Source organism: Caballeronia sp. S22 (genome assembly GCF_964261745.1).
Taxonomy (GTDB): domain Bacteria; phylum Pseudomonadota; class Gammaproteobacteria; order Burkholderiales; family Burkholderiaceae; genus Caballeronia; species Caballeronia jiangsuensis.
On record NZ_OZ180038.1, the window covers coordinates 209037 to 229064 of the forward strand.

19 protein-coding genes are annotated in these 20028 nt (G+C 63.0%); 12 read left to right on the forward strand and 7 right to left on the reverse strand.

Going from position 1 to position 20028, the window contains the following annotated elements:
- Nucleotides 1-48 precede the first annotated feature (48 nt).
- A complete protein-coding gene (locus ACEN42_RS27595; protein WP_250485342.1) occupies nt 49-1338 on the reverse strand; it encodes an MFS transporter in 1290 nt (429 codons plus the stop codon).
- 434 nt (nt 1339-1772) lie between these two features.
- Here ACEN42_RS27595 and ACEN42_RS27600 point away from each other — a divergent pair, with 434 nt between their 5' ends.
- Both ACEN42_RS27600 and ACEN42_RS27605 read left to right on the forward strand, forming a co-directional pair.
- Nucleotides 1773-2645: a DMT family transporter gene (locus tag ACEN42_RS27600; RefSeq protein ID WP_371883722.1), complete on the forward strand. Its 873-nt coding sequence runs from the start codon at nt 1773-1775 to the stop codon at nt 2643-2645.
- A gap of 84 nt (nt 2646-2729) precedes the next feature.
- Complete coding sequence (locus tag ACEN42_RS27605) at nt 2730-4685, forward strand: Cache 3/Cache 2 fusion domain-containing protein (RefSeq protein WP_371883723.1); 1956 nt, start codon at nt 2730-2732, stop codon at nt 4683-4685.
- 12 nt (nt 4686-4697) lie between these two features.
- Here ACEN42_RS27605 and ACEN42_RS27610 read toward each other — a convergent pair whose 3' ends face one another.
- The 3 genes from ACEN42_RS27610 to ACEN42_RS27620 are packed head-to-tail and all read right to left on the reverse strand — an operon-like array spanning nt 4698 to nt 6986.
- Complete coding sequence (locus tag ACEN42_RS27610) at nt 4698-5507, reverse strand: SDR family oxidoreductase (RefSeq protein WP_371883724.1); 810 nt, start codon at nt 5505-5507, stop codon at nt 4698-4700.
- A 45-nt stretch (nt 5508-5552) separates the two neighbouring features.
- On the reverse strand, nt 5553-5861 hold the full coding sequence (locus ACEN42_RS27615) for a non-heme iron oxygenase ferredoxin subunit (RefSeq protein ID WP_187604204.1): 309 nt from the start codon (nt 5859-5861) through the stop codon (nt 5553-5555).
- A gap of 39 nt (nt 5862-5900) precedes the next feature.
- On the reverse strand, nt 5901-6986 hold the full coding sequence (locus ACEN42_RS27620; protein WP_371883725.1) for a fatty acid desaturase family protein: 1086 nt from the start codon (nt 6984-6986) through the stop codon (nt 5901-5903).
- A gap of 145 nt (nt 6987-7131) precedes the next feature.
- On the opposite strand from ACEN42_RS27620, the gene ACEN42_RS27625 reads away from it, so the two are divergent.
- The 3 genes from ACEN42_RS27625 to ACEN42_RS27635 all read left to right on the forward strand — a co-directional run bounded on the left by ACEN42_RS27625 (nt 7132) and on the right by ACEN42_RS27635 (nt 10076).
- Nucleotides 7132-8184 carry a LacI family DNA-binding transcriptional regulator gene (locus tag ACEN42_RS27625; RefSeq protein WP_371883726.1) on the forward strand — a complete coding sequence of 351 codons (1053 nt, stop codon included), beginning with the start codon at nt 7132-7134 and terminating at the stop codon, nt 8182-8184.
- An 81-nt stretch (nt 8185-8265) separates the two neighbouring features.
- On the forward strand, nt 8266-8493 hold the full coding sequence (locus ACEN42_RS27630) for a hypothetical protein (RefSeq protein WP_371883727.1): 228 nt from the start codon (nt 8266-8268) through the stop codon (nt 8491-8493).
- A 521-nt stretch (nt 8494-9014) separates the two neighbouring features.
- A complete protein-coding gene (locus ACEN42_RS27635; RefSeq protein ID WP_371883728.1) occupies nt 9015-10076 on the forward strand; it encodes a glycosyltransferase family 2 protein in 1062 nt (353 codons plus the stop codon).
- A gap of 13 nt (nt 10077-10089) precedes the next feature.
- Here ACEN42_RS27635 and ACEN42_RS27640 read toward each other — a convergent pair whose 3' ends face one another.
- Nucleotides 10090-10725: a TetR/AcrR family transcriptional regulator gene (locus ACEN42_RS27640; protein ID WP_371883729.1), complete on the reverse strand. Its 636-nt coding sequence runs from the start codon at nt 10723-10725 to the stop codon at nt 10090-10092.
- 113 nt (nt 10726-10838) lie between these two features.
- Between ACEN42_RS27640 and ACEN42_RS27645 the strand changes: the two genes are divergently transcribed.
- Together ACEN42_RS27645 and ACEN42_RS27650 are read left to right on the forward strand one after the other, a co-directional pair.
- Nucleotides 10839-11678, forward strand: coding sequence for an NAD(P)H-binding protein (locus ACEN42_RS27645; protein WP_371883730.1), 840 nt, complete (start codon nt 10839-10841; stop codon nt 11676-11678).
- Between the two features lie 40 nt (nt 11679-11718).
- The gene (locus ACEN42_RS27650; protein ID WP_035499747.1) at nt 11719-11976 is read left to right on the forward strand and encodes a hypothetical protein; all 258 of its coding nucleotides are present in this window, start codon (nt 11719-11721) and stop codon (nt 11974-11976) included.
- Between the two features lie 15 nt (nt 11977-11991).
- Here ACEN42_RS27650 and ACEN42_RS27655 read toward each other — a convergent pair whose 3' ends face one another.
- Nucleotides 11992-13389 carry an HdeD family acid-resistance protein gene (locus ACEN42_RS27655; RefSeq protein WP_371883731.1) on the reverse strand — a complete coding sequence of 466 codons (1398 nt, stop codon included), beginning with the start codon at nt 13387-13389 and terminating at the stop codon, nt 11992-11994.
- Between the two features lie 155 nt (nt 13390-13544).
- On the opposite strand from ACEN42_RS27655, the gene ACEN42_RS27660 reads away from it, so the two are divergent.
- The 5 genes from ACEN42_RS27660 (at nt 13545) to ACEN42_RS27680 (ending at nt 19208) form a co-directional block, all read left to right on the forward strand.
- A complete protein-coding gene (locus tag ACEN42_RS27660; protein ID WP_371883732.1) occupies nt 13545-14129 on the forward strand; it encodes a DUF1349 domain-containing protein in 585 nt (194 codons plus the stop codon).
- Between the two features lie 97 nt (nt 14130-14226).
- A complete protein-coding gene (locus tag ACEN42_RS27665) occupies nt 14227-15294 on the forward strand; it encodes a LacI family DNA-binding transcriptional regulator (RefSeq protein WP_250485375.1) in 1068 nt (355 codons plus the stop codon).
- A 105-nt stretch (nt 15295-15399) separates the two neighbouring features.
- Complete coding sequence (locus ACEN42_RS27670) at nt 15400-16374, forward strand: substrate-binding domain-containing protein (protein WP_035499743.1); 975 nt, start codon at nt 15400-15402, stop codon at nt 16372-16374.
- 18 nt (nt 16375-16392) lie between these two features.
- A complete protein-coding gene (locus ACEN42_RS27675; RefSeq protein WP_371883733.1) occupies nt 16393-17910 on the forward strand; it encodes a sugar ABC transporter ATP-binding protein in 1518 nt (505 codons plus the stop codon).
- Nucleotides 17911-17933: 23 nt separating this feature from the next.
- The gene (locus ACEN42_RS27680; protein ID WP_371883734.1) at nt 17934-19208 is read left to right on the forward strand and encodes an ABC transporter permease; all 1275 of its coding nucleotides are present in this window, start codon (nt 17934-17936) and stop codon (nt 19206-19208) included.
- Here ACEN42_RS27680 and ACEN42_RS27685 read toward each other — a convergent pair whose 3' ends face one another.
- Nucleotides 19209-19997 (reverse strand): aldolase, encoded by a 789-nt coding sequence (locus ACEN42_RS27685; protein WP_371883735.1) that lies wholly within the window; start codon nt 19995-19997, stop codon nt 19209-19211. It abuts the gene before it with no gap.
- Nucleotides 19998-20028: the final 31 nt, after the last annotated feature.

A 20028-nucleotide genomic window follows, 5' to 3' on the forward strand; every position in this document is an offset into this window, starting at 1 on the left:
GTTGCGAGTGCTGGCGGCGCGGCGCATTGCCTGACTAATAATTAGCGATCAGGCCGGGAGCTTCGCCGGCGTCATCTTCGGCGTGAGCATGTGCATGATCGCGAAGGCGATGAGATACGCCGATGCGCCGATCGCGAACAGCACCCAGTAGTGACCCGTGCGCTGCAGAACCTGGCCGATCACTTCCGAGAACAGCACGCCGCCGATCGAACCGGCCATGCCGCCGATACCGACCACCGCGCCCACTGCACGACGCGGGAACAGGTCCGATGCCGTCGTGAAGAGATTCGCCGACCAGCCCTGGTGCGCGGCGGCCGCGAGACCGACGATCGCCACCGCGACCCACAGATTGTCGGCCTGCGAGACAAACGCGATCGGCAGCACGGCACATGCGCAGATCAGCATCGCGGTCTTGCGTGCCGCATTCACGGTCCAGCCCGCACGCAACAGCGCCGACGAAATCCAGCCGCCGCCGATGCTGCCGATGGTGGTGATCGCGTAGATCACGACGAGCGGCAAACCAATGTGCTGCATGTCCATGCCGCGCGATTCGTTGAGCCACTTCGGCAGCCAGAACAGATAGAACCACCACACCGGATCCGTCAGGAACTTGCCGACGATGAACGCCCACGTCTCGCGCTGCTTGATGAGCACCTTGAAGCCCGGCGCGCCTGCTTTCGCGTTGGCGGCATCGGCGGAACGGGTTTCGTCGCCTTCGTTCGCGAGATCGTCCTCTTGCGCGCTGCCGTCCGGCTGGCGATACATGAAGAACCACACGACCAGCCACACGAGACCGACCGCACCGACGATCACGAATGCCGCGCGCCAGCCGAACGCCACCGCGATGGCCGGAATGAGCGCGGGTGCAAACACCGCACCGATGTTGGCGCCGGAGTTGAAGATGCCGGTCGCGAGCGCGCGCTCACTGCGCGGGAACCATTCGGCGGTCGTCTTGATGGCGGCCGGGAAGTTGCCGCCCTCGCCGATGCCGAGCAGTGCGCGGACCATCGCGAAGCCCATCACGGAGCCGACGGCCGCGTGCAGCATCGCGGCGATACTCCATACGAACATCGCGAGCGCGTAGGAGATACGCGTGCCGAGCCAGTCGACGATGCGTCCGAAGCAAAGCAGACCGATCGCATAAAACGCCGAGAACGCGATCACGATGCGGCCGTACTGGATCTGCGTCCAGCCGATGTCGTGCTGCAGCATCGGGGCGAGCAGACCGAGGATCTGCCGGTCCATGTAGTTGATGACCGTGGCGAAGAAGAGCAGCGCGCACACGGTCCAGCGATAGCGGCTGGCGGTACGCACGACGCCGGCAACGACAGTGTTCATGAAAGTCTCCGGACGCGGCGGCGCTCGTCGTGCCGCGTTCTTTGTTGCGTGAGCGGCGACGAGCGCCGTGGCGATGGCCTGCGTAGGTGGTGAAGCCGCAAGCCGGCCTGGGTTTTGGAAAACGTTTTTCGAAGGATAGTGGGTTTGCTCTCGACTGACTATCCTGGTATTTGCCCTAATCCAGAATGAAGCGTCCGTGTATAGGGGTTGCGCGCCTTATCGTCGAACAGGATTTGATCGACGAGCGTAGTTAATCGTTTTCTATAAATTTCCTATTTCTGTCGCTACGGACGCGCTTGCATTCGGCGTTTCGCATGCATTTTGGCGTTTTGCATGCCGCCTCACGCATACAAAATGCCGACCCTGAGACCTTCGAACCCACCGGCGCGCCTGTATGATCGAACCCCAATCGACAACAACGACAAACGCCTTCCATGCCTGCTCGACTGACGGGGCTCCTGTATCTGCTCGTCACCGCCACCGGCTGGGCGCTGAACTGGCCCGCCATGAAAATCCTGCTGCGCGAGTGGCCGCCGCTCTTCTCGCGCGGCATCGCCGGTATCGCGGCCGCCGTGCTGCTCGGCGTCATCGCAAAACTGGCAGGCGAGAACATGCGCGTGCCGCGCGCGCTGGTGCCGAGGCTGCTGCTTGCATCGGCGATCAATGTCTTCGCGTGGATGGGCTTCTCCACGCTCTCGATGAAATGGCTATCGGTGAGCGAAGGCGCGCTGCTCGTCTACACGATGCCGATCTGGGCGATGCTGCTCGCGTGGCCTATCGCGAAGCGCAAGCCCTCGGTCGCGGGCTTCTGCGCCCTCGCGCTGGGACTCGCGGGCGTGGTCGTGCTGCTGTCCGCGCACGGCCTTTCGTTCGATGGCGGCAAGCTCGCCGGCATCGGGTTCGCGCTTTCGGCCGCGCTGCTGTTTGCGCTCGGCACGGTGATCACGCACGGGCCGATACCCATCCCGCCCGTCACGCTCGTCGCGTGGCAAGTCGGCATCGGCTGTGCGCCGATGGTCGTGCTCGGCCTCTATATCGAGCATCCAGTTTTTTCCGCGCTCGGGCTCGACGGCTGGGCCGTGCTCGTCTACATGAGCCTCGTCCCGATGGCCGTGTGCTATCTCGCATGGTTCGCGACGTTGCGCCGCCTGCCCGCCGAGGTCGCGTCCATCGGCATGCTGCTCGTGCCGATCATGGGCATCGTCGCGGCGGCGCTCACGATTGGCGAGCCGCTCGGCGCGCGCGAGGCGATCGCGATGGCGCTCACGCTCTCGGGCGTCGCGCTCGCCATGAAGCAACGCCGGTAACTCACGCCCTGACGAAAAATTAAAGACCTGACAAGGACGTGCCGATAAGTGGCAGTACAACTCTTATCGTTCAGTCATTCCCCCATGCTTCGTAATACTCTGGCCCGCATGAACGTCGGGACCAAATTCGCCGTGCTCGCCTGCGCGCTCACGGCAGTCGTCGTTGCCTTCTTCACCATCGCCGTCACCCGAAGCGCGGGTGAGCAGATCGACGAGCACGCGCTCGCACGCGTCGAAAGCGAGAATCGCTCGATCGCGACGATGATCGGACTCTTCGACAAAGCCGTGAGCGCGGAAGTCACGCGCTTCATGACGATCTTCGCGCACCGCCTGCCCGCCAGTTTCACGCTCGACGAAACGCGCACGGTGGATATCGGCGGCGTTGCGACACCGAGCTTCCTCGCAGGCGACAAGCCCCTGAACAACGACTTCGCGATCCCCGATGCGTTTCTCGACGAAAGCGGCGCAATCGCGACGATCTTCGCCCGCACCGGCGATGATTTCGTGCGCGTGACCACATCGCTCAAGAAGCAGGACGGCGCGCGCGCGATCGGCACGCTGCTCGACCGCAAGGGCCCCGCGTATGCGCCGATGATCGCGGGCAAGCCGTACATCGGCATCGCCACGCTCTTCGGCAAGCAGTACATCACCGAGTACAAGCCCGTCACCGATGCGTCGGGCCGTGTGATCGGCGCGCTCTTCGTGGGCGTGGACGTGACCTCCGAATTCGCCGCGCTGCAGGACGGAATCGCGAAACTCGTCATCGGTGCGAGCGGCTATCACTTCGTCGTCGATGCATCGAATGGCGCGAATCGCGGCAAGCTGCTCGTGCATCCCGGCTCGAAAAACGAACTGGCCGATGAACGCGTCGCCCCCTTCAAGCAGATGCTCGAATCGCACGAAGGCCAGCTCACGTTCGACGGCGCTGATATCGCGGGCGCTGATGCGCGCGTGCATGGCGGCACGAAGGAAATCGTCTACATGACGGTGCCGCAGTGGCAATGGATGATCGGCGGCATCGCCTATCGCGACGAACTGCTCGCGGACGTCCACGAGAGCCGCAACCGCTTTCTGATGCTCGGCCTCGTCGTGGTCGCGCTGCTCGTCGGCGTGCTGATCTTTGCGGTGACGAAGCTCGTGGGCCGTCCGATCGACGACGTCACGCGCGCCTCGGAACGCATCGCCGCGGGCGATCTCACCGTGCGCATCGACAGCGCACGTGAGGACGATATCGGCCGCCTGATGCGTGCAATCGATGGCATTGCGCGTGGCCTAGCGGGCATCGTCGCGCAAGTGCGCAGCGCATCGGCGGACATGAACGATGGCACGGCGCGCATCGCGTCGGGCAGCAGCGATATCGCGACGCGCATCGCCACGCAGGCGGCGAGCGTCGAAGAAACCGCCGCGAGCATGGAACAGATCACGAGCACCGTGCAGCAGAACGCGGCCAATACCGCGCAGGCCGGTACGCTCGTCGCGTCGGCTTCGGAGGCGGCGCGCGCGGGCGGCGACGCCGTGGGACGCGTCGTGGCCACGATGAGCGAGATCGATGCATCGGCACGCCGCATCGCCGATATCACCGCGACCATCGAAGGCATCGCGTTCCAGACCAACATCCTCGCGTTGAACGCAGCCGTCGAAGCGGCGCGTGCGGGCGAGCATGGCAAGGGCTTCGCGGTCGTCGCGTCGGAAGTGCGCGCGCTCGCGCAACGCAGCGCGGGCGCAGTAAAAGAGATCGAAGCGCTGATCGCCGAATCGGCCGCGAAGGTCACGCAGGGTTACAAGATCGCCGAGCATGCCAGCAGCACGATGGGCGGCATCGTCGAGCGCGTGTCGCGCGTGAATGCGATCGTCGATGAAATCGGCGTCGCGTCGCGCGAGCAGGCATCGGGCATCGAGCAGGTGAACAGCGCGGTCATGCTGATCGGCGAAGCGACGCAGCAGAACGCGGCGCTCGTGGGGGAAGCCGAGCATTCCGCTGCCGAATTGCGCGATCAGGCCGAGCGTCTCGAACGCGCTGTCAGCATGTTTCGCGTTTGAGTCATCGACGATTCAAAGCGGCTCTTGCGGATGCGGCGCGTCGTCATACGCGCCCCATACCGATTGATCGAAGTTGATCATCGATCCCGTCATGAGCCCTGACTCCCCGCTCGCGAGATAAGCGACCGCGCGCGCCGCTTCGTTCGTGTTGATCAAGCGTCCGAAGGGCTGCGCGGCCGCGGCGCGTTCGAGCCAGTCGTCATCCGCTCCATGATGCGTGCGCTGAATGCGGTCCTCGCCCTCGCTCGCCATCCAGCCGAGATTCAGCCCGTTCACGCGAATACGATTGCGCAGCAGCGCATAAGCGGTGTTCTGAGTGAGCGTGGCGAGCGCGCCTTTCGATGCGCAATATGCAGCGATGAACGGCTGCCCCGCCATCGCCGACATCGAGCAGATATTGACGATCGCGCCCTCCGTTCCTTCGCGCTTCATGATGCGGATGGTGTCCTGCATCAGGAAGAAAGGCGCGCGGACGTTCGTCGCGAACATGCGATCGAAGAGCTCGGGATCGGTATCGAGGATCGTGCCGCGATCCGTCGTTGCGGCCGCATTGACCAGCACGTCGATGCGGCCGAATTGCTCGTCAGCGGCGGCGATGACCGCGCGGCAATCGTCCACACGCGCGAGATCCGCCGCGACGAAGCGCACTTGCGCCCCGCTCGCTTCGGCAAGCTCGCGCGCTTTCTTTTCGCCTTTGTCCTTCGAACGCGCGCAAATCACGATGCCCTGTGCGCCGCGCTCCGCGAAGAGCGCCGCCACGGCCGCGCCCAGACCTTGCGCGCCACCGGTGATGACCGCCACCTTGCCTTCGAACTGAGTCATCTTTGTTCTCCGTGTGGTGATCCGCGTGCTTGCCGGATCACGACGTCAGATCTCGATGAAGATGCGGCCGCCCTCCACTTTCGCGGGATACGTCCGCAGCTTTTCGCAAACGGGCGCGCACAGCGGCCGGCCGTCGCGGATATCGAAACGTCCATTGTGCTTCGGACATTCGATGACATGGTCCATCACGAACCCGTCGCTCAGATGGACGTGCTCGTGCGTGCAAAGGCCATCGCTCGCATACACCTCATCGTTCACGCGATAGATCGCGAAGGTGCGGCCATCGTGATCGAAGCGCATCACGTCTTCGTCTTCGATATCGTCCATCTGGGCTGCATCGATCCATTGCGTCATGGCGGGTCGTCTCCTCTCTCTCGATGTCGTTATGCCGGTTCAGGCCTGGGTTGCGGTCGAGGCGGGCATGGGCCGCTCGACGTGATACGACGGGTCGCGCCTTTGCCGTGCGAGCGCCGGAATGATCTCCGCATAGGCCGCGATCGTGCTCGTATAAGGTGGCGGCATGTCGTCCTTCACCGCTTCGTGCAATCGCGGCAGCGCGTGATAAGGCACCATCGGAAACATATGATGTTCGACGTGATAGTTCATGTTCAGATAGAGAAACCGGAACACGGGATTCATCATCACGGTGCGGCAATTCTTGCGATGATCGAGCACGTTCTCGGGCATCCCCGCATGCTGCGTGAGGCCGAAGAAGAGATAAAGCCACGCGCCATAGAGGCTCGGCAAGCCGATATAGAGCAGCGGCAGGATCGAATGAAAAACGAGGCACGAGCCGACCACCACGGCATAGATCGCGAGCGTGATGCGCGCCTCCAGAATCACCTTCGGCCACTCCGACTCCGGTACGTAGGTCTTTTCCTCTTCGCCGATATTGCCGAACGCAGACGAGACGATCTTCGGCACTTCAGCCGCCGCGTGCTTCAGCGCGAACACGTTGAGCGCGAGGCTCAGCCAGTCCGTGGGCAGCGGCACCGCGATCTCGCGATCTCGCCCTACGACGAGCGTATCGGTGTGATGCCGCGCGTGGCTCCAGCGCCATATCGTCGGCCGGCGAAACACCTGAAACGACGCGACCTGATAGAGCGCCTTGTTCATCCACGCTGTCTTGAACGCAGTGCCGTGACCGCTTTCGTGCCAGCGCGAATCCGCGGGACCGCAGTAGAGCGCGCCGTAAAGAAGGAATGCCGGAATCGCCCAGAGCGAATGTGCTTGCCACGCGAACCATGCAAGCACGCCGCTCGCGATGATCGCCGCATACCAGAGCAGCGTGTCGCGAATGGCGCGTGCGTCACCGCGCTGCATCAGGCTCTTCATGACGGGGCGCGGCACCGCGCACCTGTACCACTCGGCATTGACGAGGCCCGCGGCTTTCGCACGCTCGCCCGCGCCGCCGATCAGCTGGTAATCGCGATAGCCGTCCCGCTCGCCCGCGCGATGCCCTTGCCCGGATTCCATCATGTCACCTCATCCGATGATTGAATTACATCATTGGTTATTATTGGAGCGATGATAGGAGCGGAAGCATCGGCTGTGCAATCTTCGCGCGCATTTCCTATCTTTAGGCATCATCGCGCGATCTGAAAATCCATCATTTACATCAACGATGAGCAAGCGTCCCACTCTTCAGTCAGTGGCCGAAGCTGCCGGGGTAAGTCCCGCAACCGTCGATCGCGTGTTCAACAGCCGCATCAGCGTGCGTGAAGACACGGCCTTGCGCGTGATCGAAGCGGCCGAGCGTATCGGTTATCACGGCGCTGGACTGATGCGCGATCGCCTGCGCGCGCAACGCGGCGAACGTCATGAGCGATACACGCTGGGCTTTTGTCTGCAAAAGCGCGCCGATCCTTTCTATCAAACCTTCGCGCGCATCCTGACGGACGCGGCCGCGCGTCACGAACCCGAGCATTGCACCGCCGTCATCGAATACATGGATGAACTGGACCCGGCGTCGATTGCGCGCACGCTGCTTTCGCTCGGCGAACAAGCGCAGGCGCTCGGCGTCGTTGCGGTGGATCATCCGCATGTGACCGCCGCCGTCGAAACGCTTCACGCACAGGGAAAGCCGACGGTCACGTTATTGTCGGATTTGAGCGCGCCGTTGCGTGCAGGTTATATCGGCGTCGATCCGCGCAAGAGCGGACGTACCGCAGCGTGGGCCGTGAGTCGTCTAACGCGTCGCGACGAAGGCACGGTCGGCGTATTCGTCGGCACGCCGCGCTATCTCGGTCAGGAAAGCTGTGAGATCAGCTTTCGCTCGTACTTGCGCGAGCACGCGCCAGGGTTGCGCGTGCTCGACACGCAGATCAATCTCGAAGACAAGCAACTCGCTTATGAAGCAACGCTCGCGATGCTCGCTCGCCATGCCGATCTCGCCGGCCTCTATATTCCCGGCGGCGGCGTGGGCGGTGTGATTCGCGCGCTGCGCGAGGAAGGCGCGGGACGACGCATCGTCACCGTGTGCAGTGATCTGATGCCGGACCGATACGAGGCGCTCGTCGAAGGCGTCATCGACCTTGTGATCGACACGCCGCTTCAGCGCATCGCGGAGACCGCCATTCAGGCGATGCTGCGGAGTTTGCAGGCGCTGCCGGGCGAAGCCGCGCAAGCGAGCCAGTATCCACTGCCAGCGCAGCTCTACACGCCGGAGAATGTCTGAGCGTTGGCGAAGCACTCACGATCGGCTAATTCTTCGCGCTTATTCTCCTTATCGAGGTCCACTCATTCAAGGAGAATGATCATGAAGAAACTCGCAGTCGTGCTGCTCGCAGCCTCCGTCATGGTGCCGATGCTTTCCTACGCGCAAACGCCCGCGCCGGCCAGACGTGGCGACACCGAAGCGCAGAACGAACAGTCGCATAAGGCCAATTCCGATTACGGACCCGGTATAGAGGGCAGTGTTCAAAGCGGCTGGACGACGCAGCCTTCGCCGCAAGCGCTGGGGCAGTCGCTCTACATACATCATTGAAGCGAGTCGGGAAGCGCGGCATCCGGGTATGAACTTTTTTCTGATTTGAATTCGGCTAAGTACGAAAGAAGAAAAATGTACTCATGTTTCAAATGATGCTTGCAACATGAAACGGTTTGTCACGCTTCCTTACTTTCAATGAACTTCGCATGTGTCCAAACGCACGGAGGACTATGCAACGAGTCCGGACGATAACGTTTGCGAGCCACTTCAGATGGCATTCCAGATTCGCGGGCGTCACGTCCTCGTTTTTCTACTAGTATTTCTGAAGGATCAACTTGCAGACTGTCGGGGAACGTAACCCCTCCGATCTGCTCTATTAACGTGTTTTCCATCGACATGCACATCAGGCGGGGACATCCGGGGCCCGCCATATGACGTGACATGCTCCAACAAGAACGCGTCCCTTGCGTCGCCATCAGACCAACTGCATGTCTCATCGTGCCGCGATTCACGCGCGTGGCACACGGAAACCCAATCATCGACGGAGAGCGTCATCTATGCCGTTTGAGAGTGACTCATTGCGAGACACCGGTCCGCTGCTCAGCATCGTCGTGGCGGCGTATAACATCGAGGGATATATCGAGGAAGCGCTCGAATCCCTCTTATCCCAACCTCATATCGATGCGATGAAGATCATCGTGGTCGATGACGGTTCTCGCGACGAGACCTATGCGGCAGCGCGCGCCATCGTGGAGCGCGATCGCGGCGTGCACGTCGAACTGTTGCATCAGGAAAACCGTGGCCTGAGCGCCGCGCGCAATACGGGCCTCGCAGCGGTGCGCACGCCGTATGTCGGCTTCCTGGACGGCGACGATATTTATCTGAAGGGTTTCACCGACGCGATCATTCCCGTGCTCGCCGAGCGCAAATGGGATGTGGTCGAATACAACGTCAAGATCATCGACGATGACGGGCGCGAGCTAGACGAAATCGAAATCGCCGACGACGCGACGAGCGGCGGCCACCCGATGGATCGCGCGGCGCTGAAGCAATTCGCGGATCGATTCCATACCTTCGCATGGGCGCGCACCTATCGCACCGACCTCTTCGACGAAGCGCCGTTTCCCGTCGGACGAAACTACGAGGACATGGCGCTCGTGCCCGCGACCTATCTTCGCGCGAACAGCATCTATCGTATTCCCAAGGCGCTGATCGGCTATCGCCGGCGCTTCGGCAGCATCACGCAAACCGCCAAGCTGAGCGATATGCTGAATTTGCGCGTGTCCGGCCAGGAGGCGCTCGCGCGTTGCGATGGCAGCGAGACGGACGATTACTGGCTCACCGTATTCGACAAGCTCTTCCATCGCGCATGCCATGTTTGTGCGCGCGTCGATCGTGCGTCGTTCAAACAGGCTTCGGAGACGCTCACGGCCATGGCCGTCGATCATCGCAAGATGCGCGAGAAACTCACCGCGCACGGCGGGCGTGAAGTCGTCGAGCTTGCGCCTTTCGATCTGAACGTGCGCGCCGACCGCTCGATCCACTTCCTCAAGGGGCTCGTCAAGAAAGTATTGAGGCGCAGCCTCGATCATCATCAGCGCGAGCGCCGCCCGAGTACCTCGAATCAATTGAGCGGATAAGCGCGCGTGGTCTTCATGCCTCGTCGATCGCCCGCAGGCTCATTCGCTTGTAGGCATCGACGAGCATGGCGCCTTCGCTGCGCTTGTGCGCGACGGCGAGGCGCATCGTCTCTTCTCCTAGCTGCCAGATCAGGAACGCGAGCGCGCTGACGCGCTTGCTGTCCGCGCGCGGCGCCACGCGCCGGATCGCCGCTGCGAGCAACGCGCCGCACGCGCGGCTCTCCGCAATCTCGATGTTCATCAATTCCTTGTCCGAGCGCAGCGCCGACGAAATGTCGCGCATCACGGGCTTGTCCATCACGATCTCGTAGTACTGGTCGACCAGCGAGGCGAACGCGTCGAGCAGTTGCGCCTTGTCCTGCACGGCATCGAGCGCTTCTCGCACGCATCGGCGGCTTTCGTCCGCGTACAGCTCCGCGAGCGTGCGCACGATCGCCCGCTTGTCGGGGAAATACTGATAGAGCGAGCCGATCGATATCTCCGCAAGCTCGGCGATCTCGCTCATCTTCACATGCTCGCTACCCTTCTCCGCAATCAGTTGCTGCGCAACCTCGAGGATGCGATCGAGGCGCTCGCGGCTGCGCTGCTGCGCGGGCTGCCTGCGCGCGACGCTTCCCTTCGCTACGATACGTGGCGGCTTCTCCTGCATGGTGACTCCTTTGCCGCATGAAAGCAGGCTCGAAAATGCTTGACAGTCAAATGTGAGTATCTATCATGTTTAAAACGTGAGCAACTCTCACGTTTTAAACTCAGGAGACAGTCATGGCTCAATCGGACTTCGACGCCGCGCCCATCCTCGTTCTGGGCGCCAACGGCAAGACGGGACGACGCGTGGCGGAGCGGCTACGCACACAGGGACTCGCGGTTCGCGCGTGCGCGCGCTCCACGCAGCCCCGCTTCGACTGGAACGATCGCGCGACGTGGCGCGCGGCGCTCGAAGGCGTAAAACGCGCGTATGTCACGTATCAGCCGGATCTGGCTGTACCAGGCGCGCTCGATACGGTCAGCGCATTCTTCGACACCGCGCTGGCAAGCGGCGCCGAACGAATCGTGCTCCTCTCGGGGCGCGGCGAGGAGGAAGCGCAAGCCGCCGAAGAAGCGCTGCAACGCTCGGGCGCGAACTGGACCATCCTGCGTTGCAGTTGGTTCATGCAGAACTTCAGTGAGAGCTTTTTGCTCGATCCGATTCGCGAGGGCACGCTCGCGCTGCCCGTCGGCGATATCAAGGAGCCTTTCGTCGATGCGGAAGATATCGCCGACGCAGCCGTCGCGGCACTTACGCAATCGGGTCATGAAAACAGGCTCTACGAACTCACAGGCCCGCGCGCGATCTCTTTCGCCGAAGCGCTCGGATGTATCTCAAAGGCTTCGCGGCGCGACCTGCATCTCGCGCCCGTGCCTGCCGATGCGTTTCGCGCCGGCCTGCTCGAAGCGGGCGTATCGAACGAGGAAACCGATCTGATCCTCTATCTCTTCACCACCGTGCTCGATGGCCGCAATGAGCAACCTGCCGATGGCGTGCGCGCCGCCCTGAATCGCGAAGCCCGCTCCTTCGAGGACTATGCAGCGCGAACCGCGGCAAGCGGCGTCTGGTGCGCATAGGTGCACAAAAGCGGTCACTGTTTCGCGGTAGACTTTAGGAATGGAAAAATGTCCCTACTGTGAGCGAATCCGTGACGAATGGGATTGTCACGGGCAGGAATGCCGCACCGCCATCGCCCGCGCGCTGCGCAGACAGCGCATGGGATTGCCGATGGTGCCCAAGGTCATACGCAATGAAATCCCGGCAGGCGCATCGACTGGCGAAGTGATCGCCCAGTTGTCGCGTCAGCGCTTGCGCGCGCGCCGCGCGAACGAGGAACGCCGCGCGCGCAAGGAAGCCGACGACCTCGATCTTTAGCGGCGGCACGCCTCATCAAACGCGCGCCGGCGGATCGACGTTCGATCCGCCGCGTGGCGCAAGCGTCCCTTCCTCGCGCCATGCACGCCGCGATTCGCGCATCTTCGTGAGCGCCATGCGTGCGACCTTGAGCCAGCCATAAGGACGCGGATCGGCGACCATGCTGAGCGCGCGCGCATAGTCGAGCGTGAGGCCGGGCGTCCAGGCCATCGTCACCGCGCGCTTGCGCACCTGCGCCGCGACCCACAGTTCCGGCGTGACGATCATCCTGAAGAGCGCGCCCCAGCCCGCGCGCGCACCGTACAAGCGCCCTGCCGCGCCTTCCAGCGCCGCATCGAGCGCGCGCGACACGCTGCTCGAACAATTGCGGTGCGTGAGGTTATACGTCGGATCCTCGCGATAACTGCGCCAGAAGCTATCGAGCCGCGCGGGATCGTAATTGCGAATGCGCACGCGCACGGTCGATGGGCACCATGCCTTCGATTCGATCGCATAGCTCGGTTGAAATACGCCCGGCACGTCGTTCTCGCGCGTGGCGCGCAAGAGGCGCGCGAAGTCATCGGGCGAGCGGTCGATTTCCACTGCGGGATAGAGACTCACATAAATGCCCTCCGGCGATTCGAGCGCGGCGTGGCCTGTCGAGATCACGCCATTGCGATCCACCGCGGCGATATAACGATCGACGATCGGATGCCACTGCGTTTCTGCCTTCGATGATCCCACCGGCGTCCATACGTGCACCGTGAGCGCTGGTTCATCGTCCGCGGGCGGGCCGTCCCACTCTCTCGCCTGCAATTCATGTCCCTTGCCCGCAACGCTTGCCGCTTCCGCGCTCGCATCGCCCCATACGGCGGGGTTGCTCGTCAGCTTGCGCACGCGCGTCGCGATCATGATGAGATTCCATCCCGCGAAGATGAAAAACGCACCGATGCAATACGGCACCGTGCCTTTATAGTGCGTCGGAAACGGTTGAATCATGAAGACTCCGAGAGCGATCTCGAAGATCGCGAAGCCGAACGCGACAAGATAGCGCCGGTAACGCACGACAAGCGCCGATGTCGCCTGCAACAGACCATCGAAGAGGAACGCAAGGCCGATCAGTATCGAGAGAATGAAGTGGCCGTGATGATTCCCTTCGAAGATAAGTGCCGCCGTGAGCGCGAACGCGATGCCCTTCGCGTAGCGCAACCTGCGCTGACCGCCGACGCCGGCCCACGCGACAGCCAGCGTAAGCGCGGCCTCGATCAGCAGCAGCCAGCCGACGAAGGCGATCGGAAAGCCCAGCGCGCCGTCGAGCGCATCGATGAACACGCCGATGCCGATAACGAGCAACAGCCAGCCGATCACCAGCAGGCTGCGCCAGCGATTGCGCAAGTAGTCCACGCCCAGCAGGATCATCATCAGCTTGACCATCGTTCTCTCTTTCCAAAAAATGACGGTAAGTGCCGGTACATGTTAGTGCAGTCGGCGCAGCGAACCCTATCGCACGATCGTTCGAATGCGCTGCACCGCATCACGAATGCGCCGTGACATACTTGCGCTGCCCATCCTCACGCGACGGAGACGCCATGTTCGAGCAATGCCGATGGATCAACGAGCCCGCGCAATGGCGCGTCGAGAACGACACGCTCTTCGTCACCACCGACACGCACACCGACTTCTGGCGCAAGACTCACTATGGCTTCGTGCGCGACAACGGCCACGTTCTGGCGGCGAACGTGGACGGCGATTTCACGGCCGAGGTCGCTGTCGATGGCGATTTCTCCTCGTTATACGACCAGGCCGGCCTCATGGTGCGCGAAAGCGCCGAGCGCTGGGTCAAGGCGGGCGCCGAATACAGCGACGGCGCGCTCAGCTTCAGCACTGTACTCACGAACGAGCTCTCCGACTGGTCGCTCAGCTCGCGCGCGGACACGAACCGCTTCCGGCTGCGCATGACGATCGCGCAAGGCGTCCTCAAAGTGCAATGCAGCACCGATGAAACCAACTGGACCCTCATGCGCCTCGCGCCTTTCGCGTCAGTCGATGCGACTGCGCGCTGGCTCGTCGGCCCGATGTGCTGCACGCCGGAGCGCGGCGGTCTGAACGTGCGCTTCTCAGACTTCAGGATCGGCCCGCCCATCGTGAAGGACCTGCACGACGTCTCGATGTGAAGCGGCGCACTCCGGCTCGGTAAAAACACTCACTTGCTCCGTTCGCCTGCGCTTCCTAATATTTTGAAACGTTTCAAAATATCGACGACATCGCGCCTTGGACTCACGAAAAAAACCGGCCCGCACGTTGAAGGACGTCGCCAACGCGGCGGGCGTCTCGCTCGGCACCGCGTCGAAGGTCATGGCGGGCGCGGAAGGCGTGAGTCCCGCACGGCGGCAGCAGGTCCGGGACGCGGCGCGCAAGCTCGGCTACCGGCGCAACAGTCTTGCAGCGGAGTTGCGCAGCAGCCGTTCGACGTCCATCGGTTTCGTCGTGCCGGATCTGACCAACTCGTTCTTCATCGAGCTGCTGTGCGTAGTCGAGGATCATGCGCTCGCGAGCGGTTATCGCCTGCTGCTCGCCCATGCGCAGGAGGATCCCGCGCGCGAAGCCGAACGCATCCGCTTCGTGCTCTCGCGGCAGGTGGCGGGCATGATCATCATTCCGTGTCATGGCTACGATCACGCGATAGAAGAACTGCGCGAATGCGACGTGCCGCTCGTCATGGCGGATCGCGTCGACAACAGCTTTCCCGCCGATACCGTCACCACCGATAGCCGGCGCGCTGCGAGCGACGGCACCGATCATCTGATCGCGCTCGGGCACAAGCGCATCACGTTCATCGTCAATGCGCTCGATCTCGTCAATAGCCGCGAGCGCGCGGACGGCTATCTCGACGCGATGAAGCGCGCGGGGCTCGCGCGTCATGCGCGCGTCGTCGTGTGCGGGATGACGGATACGGAAAGCCATGCGGCCACGCTCGGGCTGCTGTCGGAACGCGAGCGGCCGACCGCGCTGTTCACGGGCGCGAACGTGGCGACACTCGGCGCATTGCGCGCGATACGCGACGCCGAATTGCGCCTGCCCGACGACATCTCGCTGCTCTCCTTCGACGATGCACCGTGGATGTCGGTGCTGCATCCGCGCATCAGTTCGATCCATCAGCCCGTGGAAGCCGTGGGGCGCGCGATCTGGCAATTGCTGCACAAGCAGTTGCAAGGCGAATCATCGGAGCCGGTGCATCTGCGCATGAAGGCCGATTTGCGCGTGCGTGAAAGCACCGCGCCGCCGAGCAAGACCATGACCAGGGAAACCCGCAAGCGCGCCGCCCTCGCGGATCGCTGACGGCGCTATAACGTTTTATTTTTCATCGAAGATCAGAACCAGCGAGAGCATCAGCAAGCCCTGAAAACCAGACCCGAAGCTGGCAACCAAAACAGGAGAGACGCAATGGACAGCAAACGACGCATCATCACCGCGAGTCTCATCGCCGCACCGCTGGCCGGCGCGATCGGCTCGTTATCCGCGCTCATCGCGCAACCGGCGTTCGCGCAGCAGAAGAAGTATCGCTTCGGGTTCTCGCAGGTCACGACCGTCGAGCCGTGGCGCGTGCAGTTCAACAAGGACATGAAGGCGGAGGCCGCGAAGCATCCCGAGGTCGAGCTGATCATCGCCGATGCAGGCGACCGCACCGACAAGCAGAACGCCGACATGGAGAACTTCATCACGCAGAAGATGGACGCGATCTTCATCTCGCCCAAGGAGTCGGCGGGACTCACGGGCGTCGTGGAAAAGGCCTTCAAAGCAGGCATTCCCGTGTTCGTGCTGGATCGTGAAGTCAACGGCGACCAGTTCACGCAGTTCATCGGCGGCGACAACGTGCAGATCGGCGAGGAAGCGGGCAACTTCATCGTCAAGCTGACGGGCGGGCCGGGCAAGGCGCAAGGCAATCTCGTCGAGATCTGGGGCGGCTTCGGCGCGCAGCCCGCGCACGATCGTCACGACGGCGCGGACAAGGCCATCGCCAAGGAGAAAGGCATCAAGCGCGTGGGCGAACGGGTGGATTGCGACTGGAAGCAGGACAAGGCCTACGACTATATGAAGACCGTGCTGCGCGTGCAGCCGAAGATCGACGTGGTCTATGCGCACAACGACCCGATGGCCTACGGCGCGTATCTCGCCGCGAAGGATGCGGGCCGCGAGAAGAGCATCAAGTTCGTGGGCATCGACGGCTTGCCGCAGGAAGGCGCGACATGGGTCGAGCAAGGGCTGCTCGCGGGCACGTTCATGTACCCGACGCCGGGCGCGGAAGGCATCCGCCAGTCGCTCAAGGTATTGCATGGCGACAAGGTGCCGAAGAAGGTCACGCTGCCGACGCAAGGCATCTTCGTCGACAACGCGAAGCAGTACATCGCGAGTCATTGAACGCAACGGAGACACGCGATGGCAACCGTCACCGCGCCGCTCATCGAAGCCGCGGGCCTGTCGATCTCGTTCAACGGGAGCGCCGCGCTGTCGGACGTCGACTTCGATGTCGCGGCGGGCGAGGTCCATGCGCTCGTCGGCGAGAACGGCGCGGGCAAGTCGAGTCTGATGAAGATTCTGGGCGGCCTCTATTCGCCCGATGCGGGCAGCATCCGCGTGCGCGGCGAGCCGACGCGCATGACGAGCGTGAACGACGCCACGCGCGCGGGCATCGCGATCATTCATCAGGAGTTGAATCTCGTCGACACGCTGTCCGCCGTCGATAACATCTTTCTGGGCAAGGAAATACGCACGCGCATGGGCTTTCCCGATCGCCGCGCGATGCGCGCCGCCGCGGCGAAAGTGCTCGCGCAACTGGGCTTTCGCTTGCAGCCCGAAACGCTCGTGGGCACGCTGCGCGTCGGCGAGAAGCAACTGGTCGAGATCGCCAAGGCATTGCTCGCCGATGCGCGCGTGCTCATCATGGACGAGCCGACATCCGCCCTTTCCGACACCGAAACGCACGCGCTGCTCGCACTCACGAAGGACTTGCGCACGCAAGGCATCGGCATCGTGCTCATCAGCCATCGTCTGGGCGAAGTGTTCGCGGTCGCCGATCGCGTCACCGTATTGCGCGACGGACGACGCATCGCGACCTTGCAGATGCGGCAGGTGGAATCGTCGGAGGCGCTCGTCTCGATGATGATCGGCAAGGACTTCGCGCCGCCCGAACGCACCGAAGCCGAAGCGCCGCAAGAACGCCCGCTCGCGGTGACCGTGCGCGGACTCACGTTGTCGGGGCCTGCGCGCGCGCTCGTGTCGGATGTCTCGTTCTCCGTGCAGCAGGGCGAAGTCTTCGGCATCTCGGGGCTGCTCGGCGCGGGCAAGACGGAGATACTGGAGGCGATCTTCGGTGTTTCGCCGTATCGGCGTGAAGGCGAGATACGCGTCGCGCATCATGCGCGCACGATCGATTCACCCGATCGCGCGGCCGCCGCAGGACTCGCGTTCGTCACCGAGGACCGCAAGAAAGACGGGCTCGTGCTGGATCAGTCGCTCGAAGCGAATCTGCTGTTGCCGTCGCTCTCGCGTGCGCCGGGCTTTCCGTTCTATCGGCGCGCACGCATGCACACGTGGGCCACTTCGCAGGCGCGGGCATCGAACGTCAAGCATCGCAGTCTCGCGCAGGATGCGAGCACGTTATCCGGCGGCAACCAGCAGAAGCTCATCATCGGCAAATGGCTGATGACGAAGCCGCGCATCCTTCTGCTCGATGAACCCACGCGCGGCGTCGATGTCGCCGCGAAGGCGGAGATCTATCGGCAGATACTCGCGGCCGCGCGCGAGGGCGTCACGGTGATCGTCGCGAGCTCGGAGATCGACGAGCTGATGCTGCTTTCCGATCGCATCCTCGTGATGTGCGAAGGGCACGCGCGCGGCGTGCTGGCACGAGAACAATTCTCGGGCGATGTGCTCATCAAGATGGCCTCGCCCTGAAGGAAGAACCGGAGACTCACACCATGCTGCACGCGCAGGACCAACTCGCCGAGCCCGCGGCCAACGCCCGCCAGCGACACCTGAGCACGTTCCTCACGTATCTGAAGTATTACCTGGGGCTCATCGTGCTGCTCGTGGTCGGCGCGCTGACATCGCCGCACGCGGCCGATGGCGGCAATATCTTTCTGTCGAGCGCGAATATCTCCGACGTGTTCCGCCAGGTGGCGAACGTCGGCGTGATTTCCATCGGCATGACGCTCGTGATCATCACGGCGGGCATCGATCTCTCGGTCGGCGCGATCATGGGTCTCGGCAGCGTGCTTACCGCCATGCTGCTCACGACCGATGGCTGGAATCGCGCGACGTACGCATCGCTCGTGCTCGATGCGATCGCCATGTTCGCGATCGTGTTCGCCGCGCTCGGCGTCGTGCGCGGCATCATGCGCGCCCGCGATACGCAGACGGTGCGCGTCGCGGACCGTTCATCCGTTGCCATACAGGCGGGCGTTGCGTTGCTCGTCGCGGCGTCGGCGTGCGCGTATATCGCTCTGCACGGCGGGCATCGCATGCCCCTGCTCGCCGTGATGTGGATCGTGCCGCTCGCGGGCTTCACGCTCGGCGCGCTCAACGGCTGGATCATCACGCGCGGGCGCATGCAGCCCTTCATCGTGACGCTCGCCGCGATGGTCGGCGTGCTCGGCGCCGCACGCCTGATCGCGGGCCAGGACACGGCCGTCTACTCGATCTATAGCGGCACCAATGCGACCTCCGATATCGAAGCACTGCGCGCGCTGCTCTTCAACGTGGTGCCCGTGCCCGCTCTCTTCTTTCTCGCGATCGCCGTGGTCGTCGGCTTCGTGATGAATCGCACGGTGTTCGGCAAGTATCTGTATGCGATCGGCGGAAACGAGAAATGCGCGGTCGTGTCGGGGCTCGATGTCGCGCGTCACAAGATGGCGGCGTATGCGATCTCGGGGCTCTTGTCCGCGCTCGTCGGCGTGCTTTACGCGGCGCAGTATCGCCAGGGCAAGGCGGACGCCGGCATGGGCTGGGAGCTCGATGCGATCGCCGCCGTGGTGATCGGCGGCACGAGCCTTTCTGGCGGCGTCGGGCGCGTGTCGGGCACGGTCGCCGGCGTGCTGATCTTCGGCTTTCTGAGCAATATCCTGCTGCTCAACGATATCGACAGCAATACGCAGCTCGTGCTGAAGGGATTGATCATTGTTATCGCCGTGTTCCTTCAACAGACGGATATGGGCAAGCGCGGATGGTTCAGGCGCTTCGGCACGCGAAAGTAATCACGACTCGAAATCGATATTGCGCGCGCGCAACTGCCGCATGCCGCTTGCGAGATGCGCCCGCGCGCTCTCGGCATCGCCCGCGCGCATCTGCTCATACGTGCGTTGCGCGATGTCGTGCGGCACCGGCCTGAGCGGACGGTTCGCGCTCATCGCCCGTAATTGCACTTCCGCCGCGCGTTCCAGATAGTAGAGATCGTCCCACGCCTCGGCGATCGTCGCACCCGCAACCATCACGCCGTGATTCTTGAGGAAGAGGATATCGGCGTCGCCCATCGCACCGGCGATGCGATCGCCCTCGGCATCGTCGAGCGCAAGACCGTTGTAGTGCTCGTCGACAGCCGTGCGGCCGTAGAACTTGAGCGACGTCTGCCCGAGCCACAATAGCGGCGGCCCGTCGAGCAGGCATAGCGCGGTCGCGTTCGGCATATGCGTATGAAAAGCGGCCTTCACGCGCGGCATCAGCTTGTGCACGCGCGCGTGAATAAAGAATGCAGTCGCCTCGGGCTCGCCTTCGCCGTCGATGACATTGCCGTCGAAGTCGCAGATCAGCAGACGCGACGCGGTGATCTCGCTGAACGCATAACCATAGGGGTTCACGAAGAACAGATCGTCGTGGCCCGGCACCATCGCGGAAAAGTGATTGCAGACACCCTCTTCGAAGCCGTGCAGCGCCGCGAGCCGAAAACAGGCGGCAAGCTGGCGGCGCGCCTCGGCGATCTCGGGGGCGTCGAGCCGGGCGGAAACGGCTGTAACGCGTTGCGCCGCATTGGAAAGCGTATGAGCCATATGAGTGTGCCTTTGGTCATGTGCCTGACCG

What these genes read in the sequence shown, in the direction of transcription:
- ACEN42_RS27595 (WP_250485342.1), bottom strand. Translation starts at nt 1,338, where the DNA reads ATGAACACTGTCGTTGCCGGCGTCGTGCGTACCGCCAGCCGCTATCGC.
- ACEN42_RS27600 (WP_371883722.1), top strand. Translation starts at nt 1,773, where the DNA reads ATGCCTGCTCGACTGACGGGGCTCCTGTATCTGCTCGTCACCGCCACC.
- ACEN42_RS27605 (WP_371883723.1), top strand. Translation starts at nt 2,730, where the DNA reads ATGCTTCGTAATACTCTGGCCCGCATGAACGTCGGGACCAAATTCGCC.
- ACEN42_RS27610 (WP_371883724.1), bottom strand. Translation starts at nt 5,507, where the DNA reads ATGACTCAGTTCGAAGGCAAGGTGGCGGTCATCACCGGTGGCGCGCAA.
- ACEN42_RS27615 (WP_187604204.1), bottom strand. Translation starts at nt 5,861, where the DNA reads ATGACGCAATGGATCGATGCAGCCCAGATGGACGATATCGAAGACGAA.
- ACEN42_RS27620 (WP_371883725.1), bottom strand. Translation starts at nt 6,986, where the DNA reads ATGATGGAATCCGGGCAAGGGCATCGCGCGGGCGAGCGGGACGGCTAT.
- ACEN42_RS27625 (WP_371883726.1), top strand. Translation starts at nt 7,132, where the DNA reads ATGAGCAAGCGTCCCACTCTTCAGTCAGTGGCCGAAGCTGCCGGGGTA.
- ACEN42_RS27630 (WP_371883727.1), top strand. Translation starts at nt 8,266, where the DNA reads ATGAAGAAACTCGCAGTCGTGCTGCTCGCAGCCTCCGTCATGGTGCCG.
- ACEN42_RS27640 (WP_371883729.1), bottom strand. Translation starts at nt 10,725, where the DNA reads ATGCAGGAGAAGCCGCCACGTATCGTAGCGAAGGGAAGCGTCGCGCGC.
- ACEN42_RS27645 (WP_371883730.1), top strand. Translation starts at nt 10,839, where the DNA reads ATGGCTCAATCGGACTTCGACGCCGCGCCCATCCTCGTTCTGGGCGCC.
- ACEN42_RS27650 (WP_035499747.1), top strand. Translation starts at nt 11,719, where the DNA reads ATGGAAAAATGTCCCTACTGTGAGCGAATCCGTGACGAATGGGATTGT.
- ACEN42_RS27655 (WP_371883731.1), bottom strand. Translation starts at nt 13,389, where the DNA reads ATGGTCAAGCTGATGATGATCCTGCTGGGCGTGGACTACTTGCGCAAT.
- ACEN42_RS27660 (WP_371883732.1), top strand. Translation starts at nt 13,545, where the DNA reads ATGTTCGAGCAATGCCGATGGATCAACGAGCCCGCGCAATGGCGCGTC.
- ACEN42_RS27670 (WP_035499743.1), top strand. Translation starts at nt 15,400, where the DNA reads ATGGACAGCAAACGACGCATCATCACCGCGAGTCTCATCGCCGCACCG.
- ACEN42_RS27675 (WP_371883733.1), top strand. Translation starts at nt 16,393, where the DNA reads ATGGCAACCGTCACCGCGCCGCTCATCGAAGCCGCGGGCCTGTCGATC.
- ACEN42_RS27680 (WP_371883734.1), top strand. Translation starts at nt 17,934, where the DNA reads ATGCTGCACGCGCAGGACCAACTCGCCGAGCCCGCGGCCAACGCCCGC.
- ACEN42_RS27685 (WP_371883735.1), bottom strand. Translation starts at nt 19,997, where the DNA reads ATGGCTCATACGCTTTCCAATGCGGCGCAACGCGTTACAGCCGTTTCC.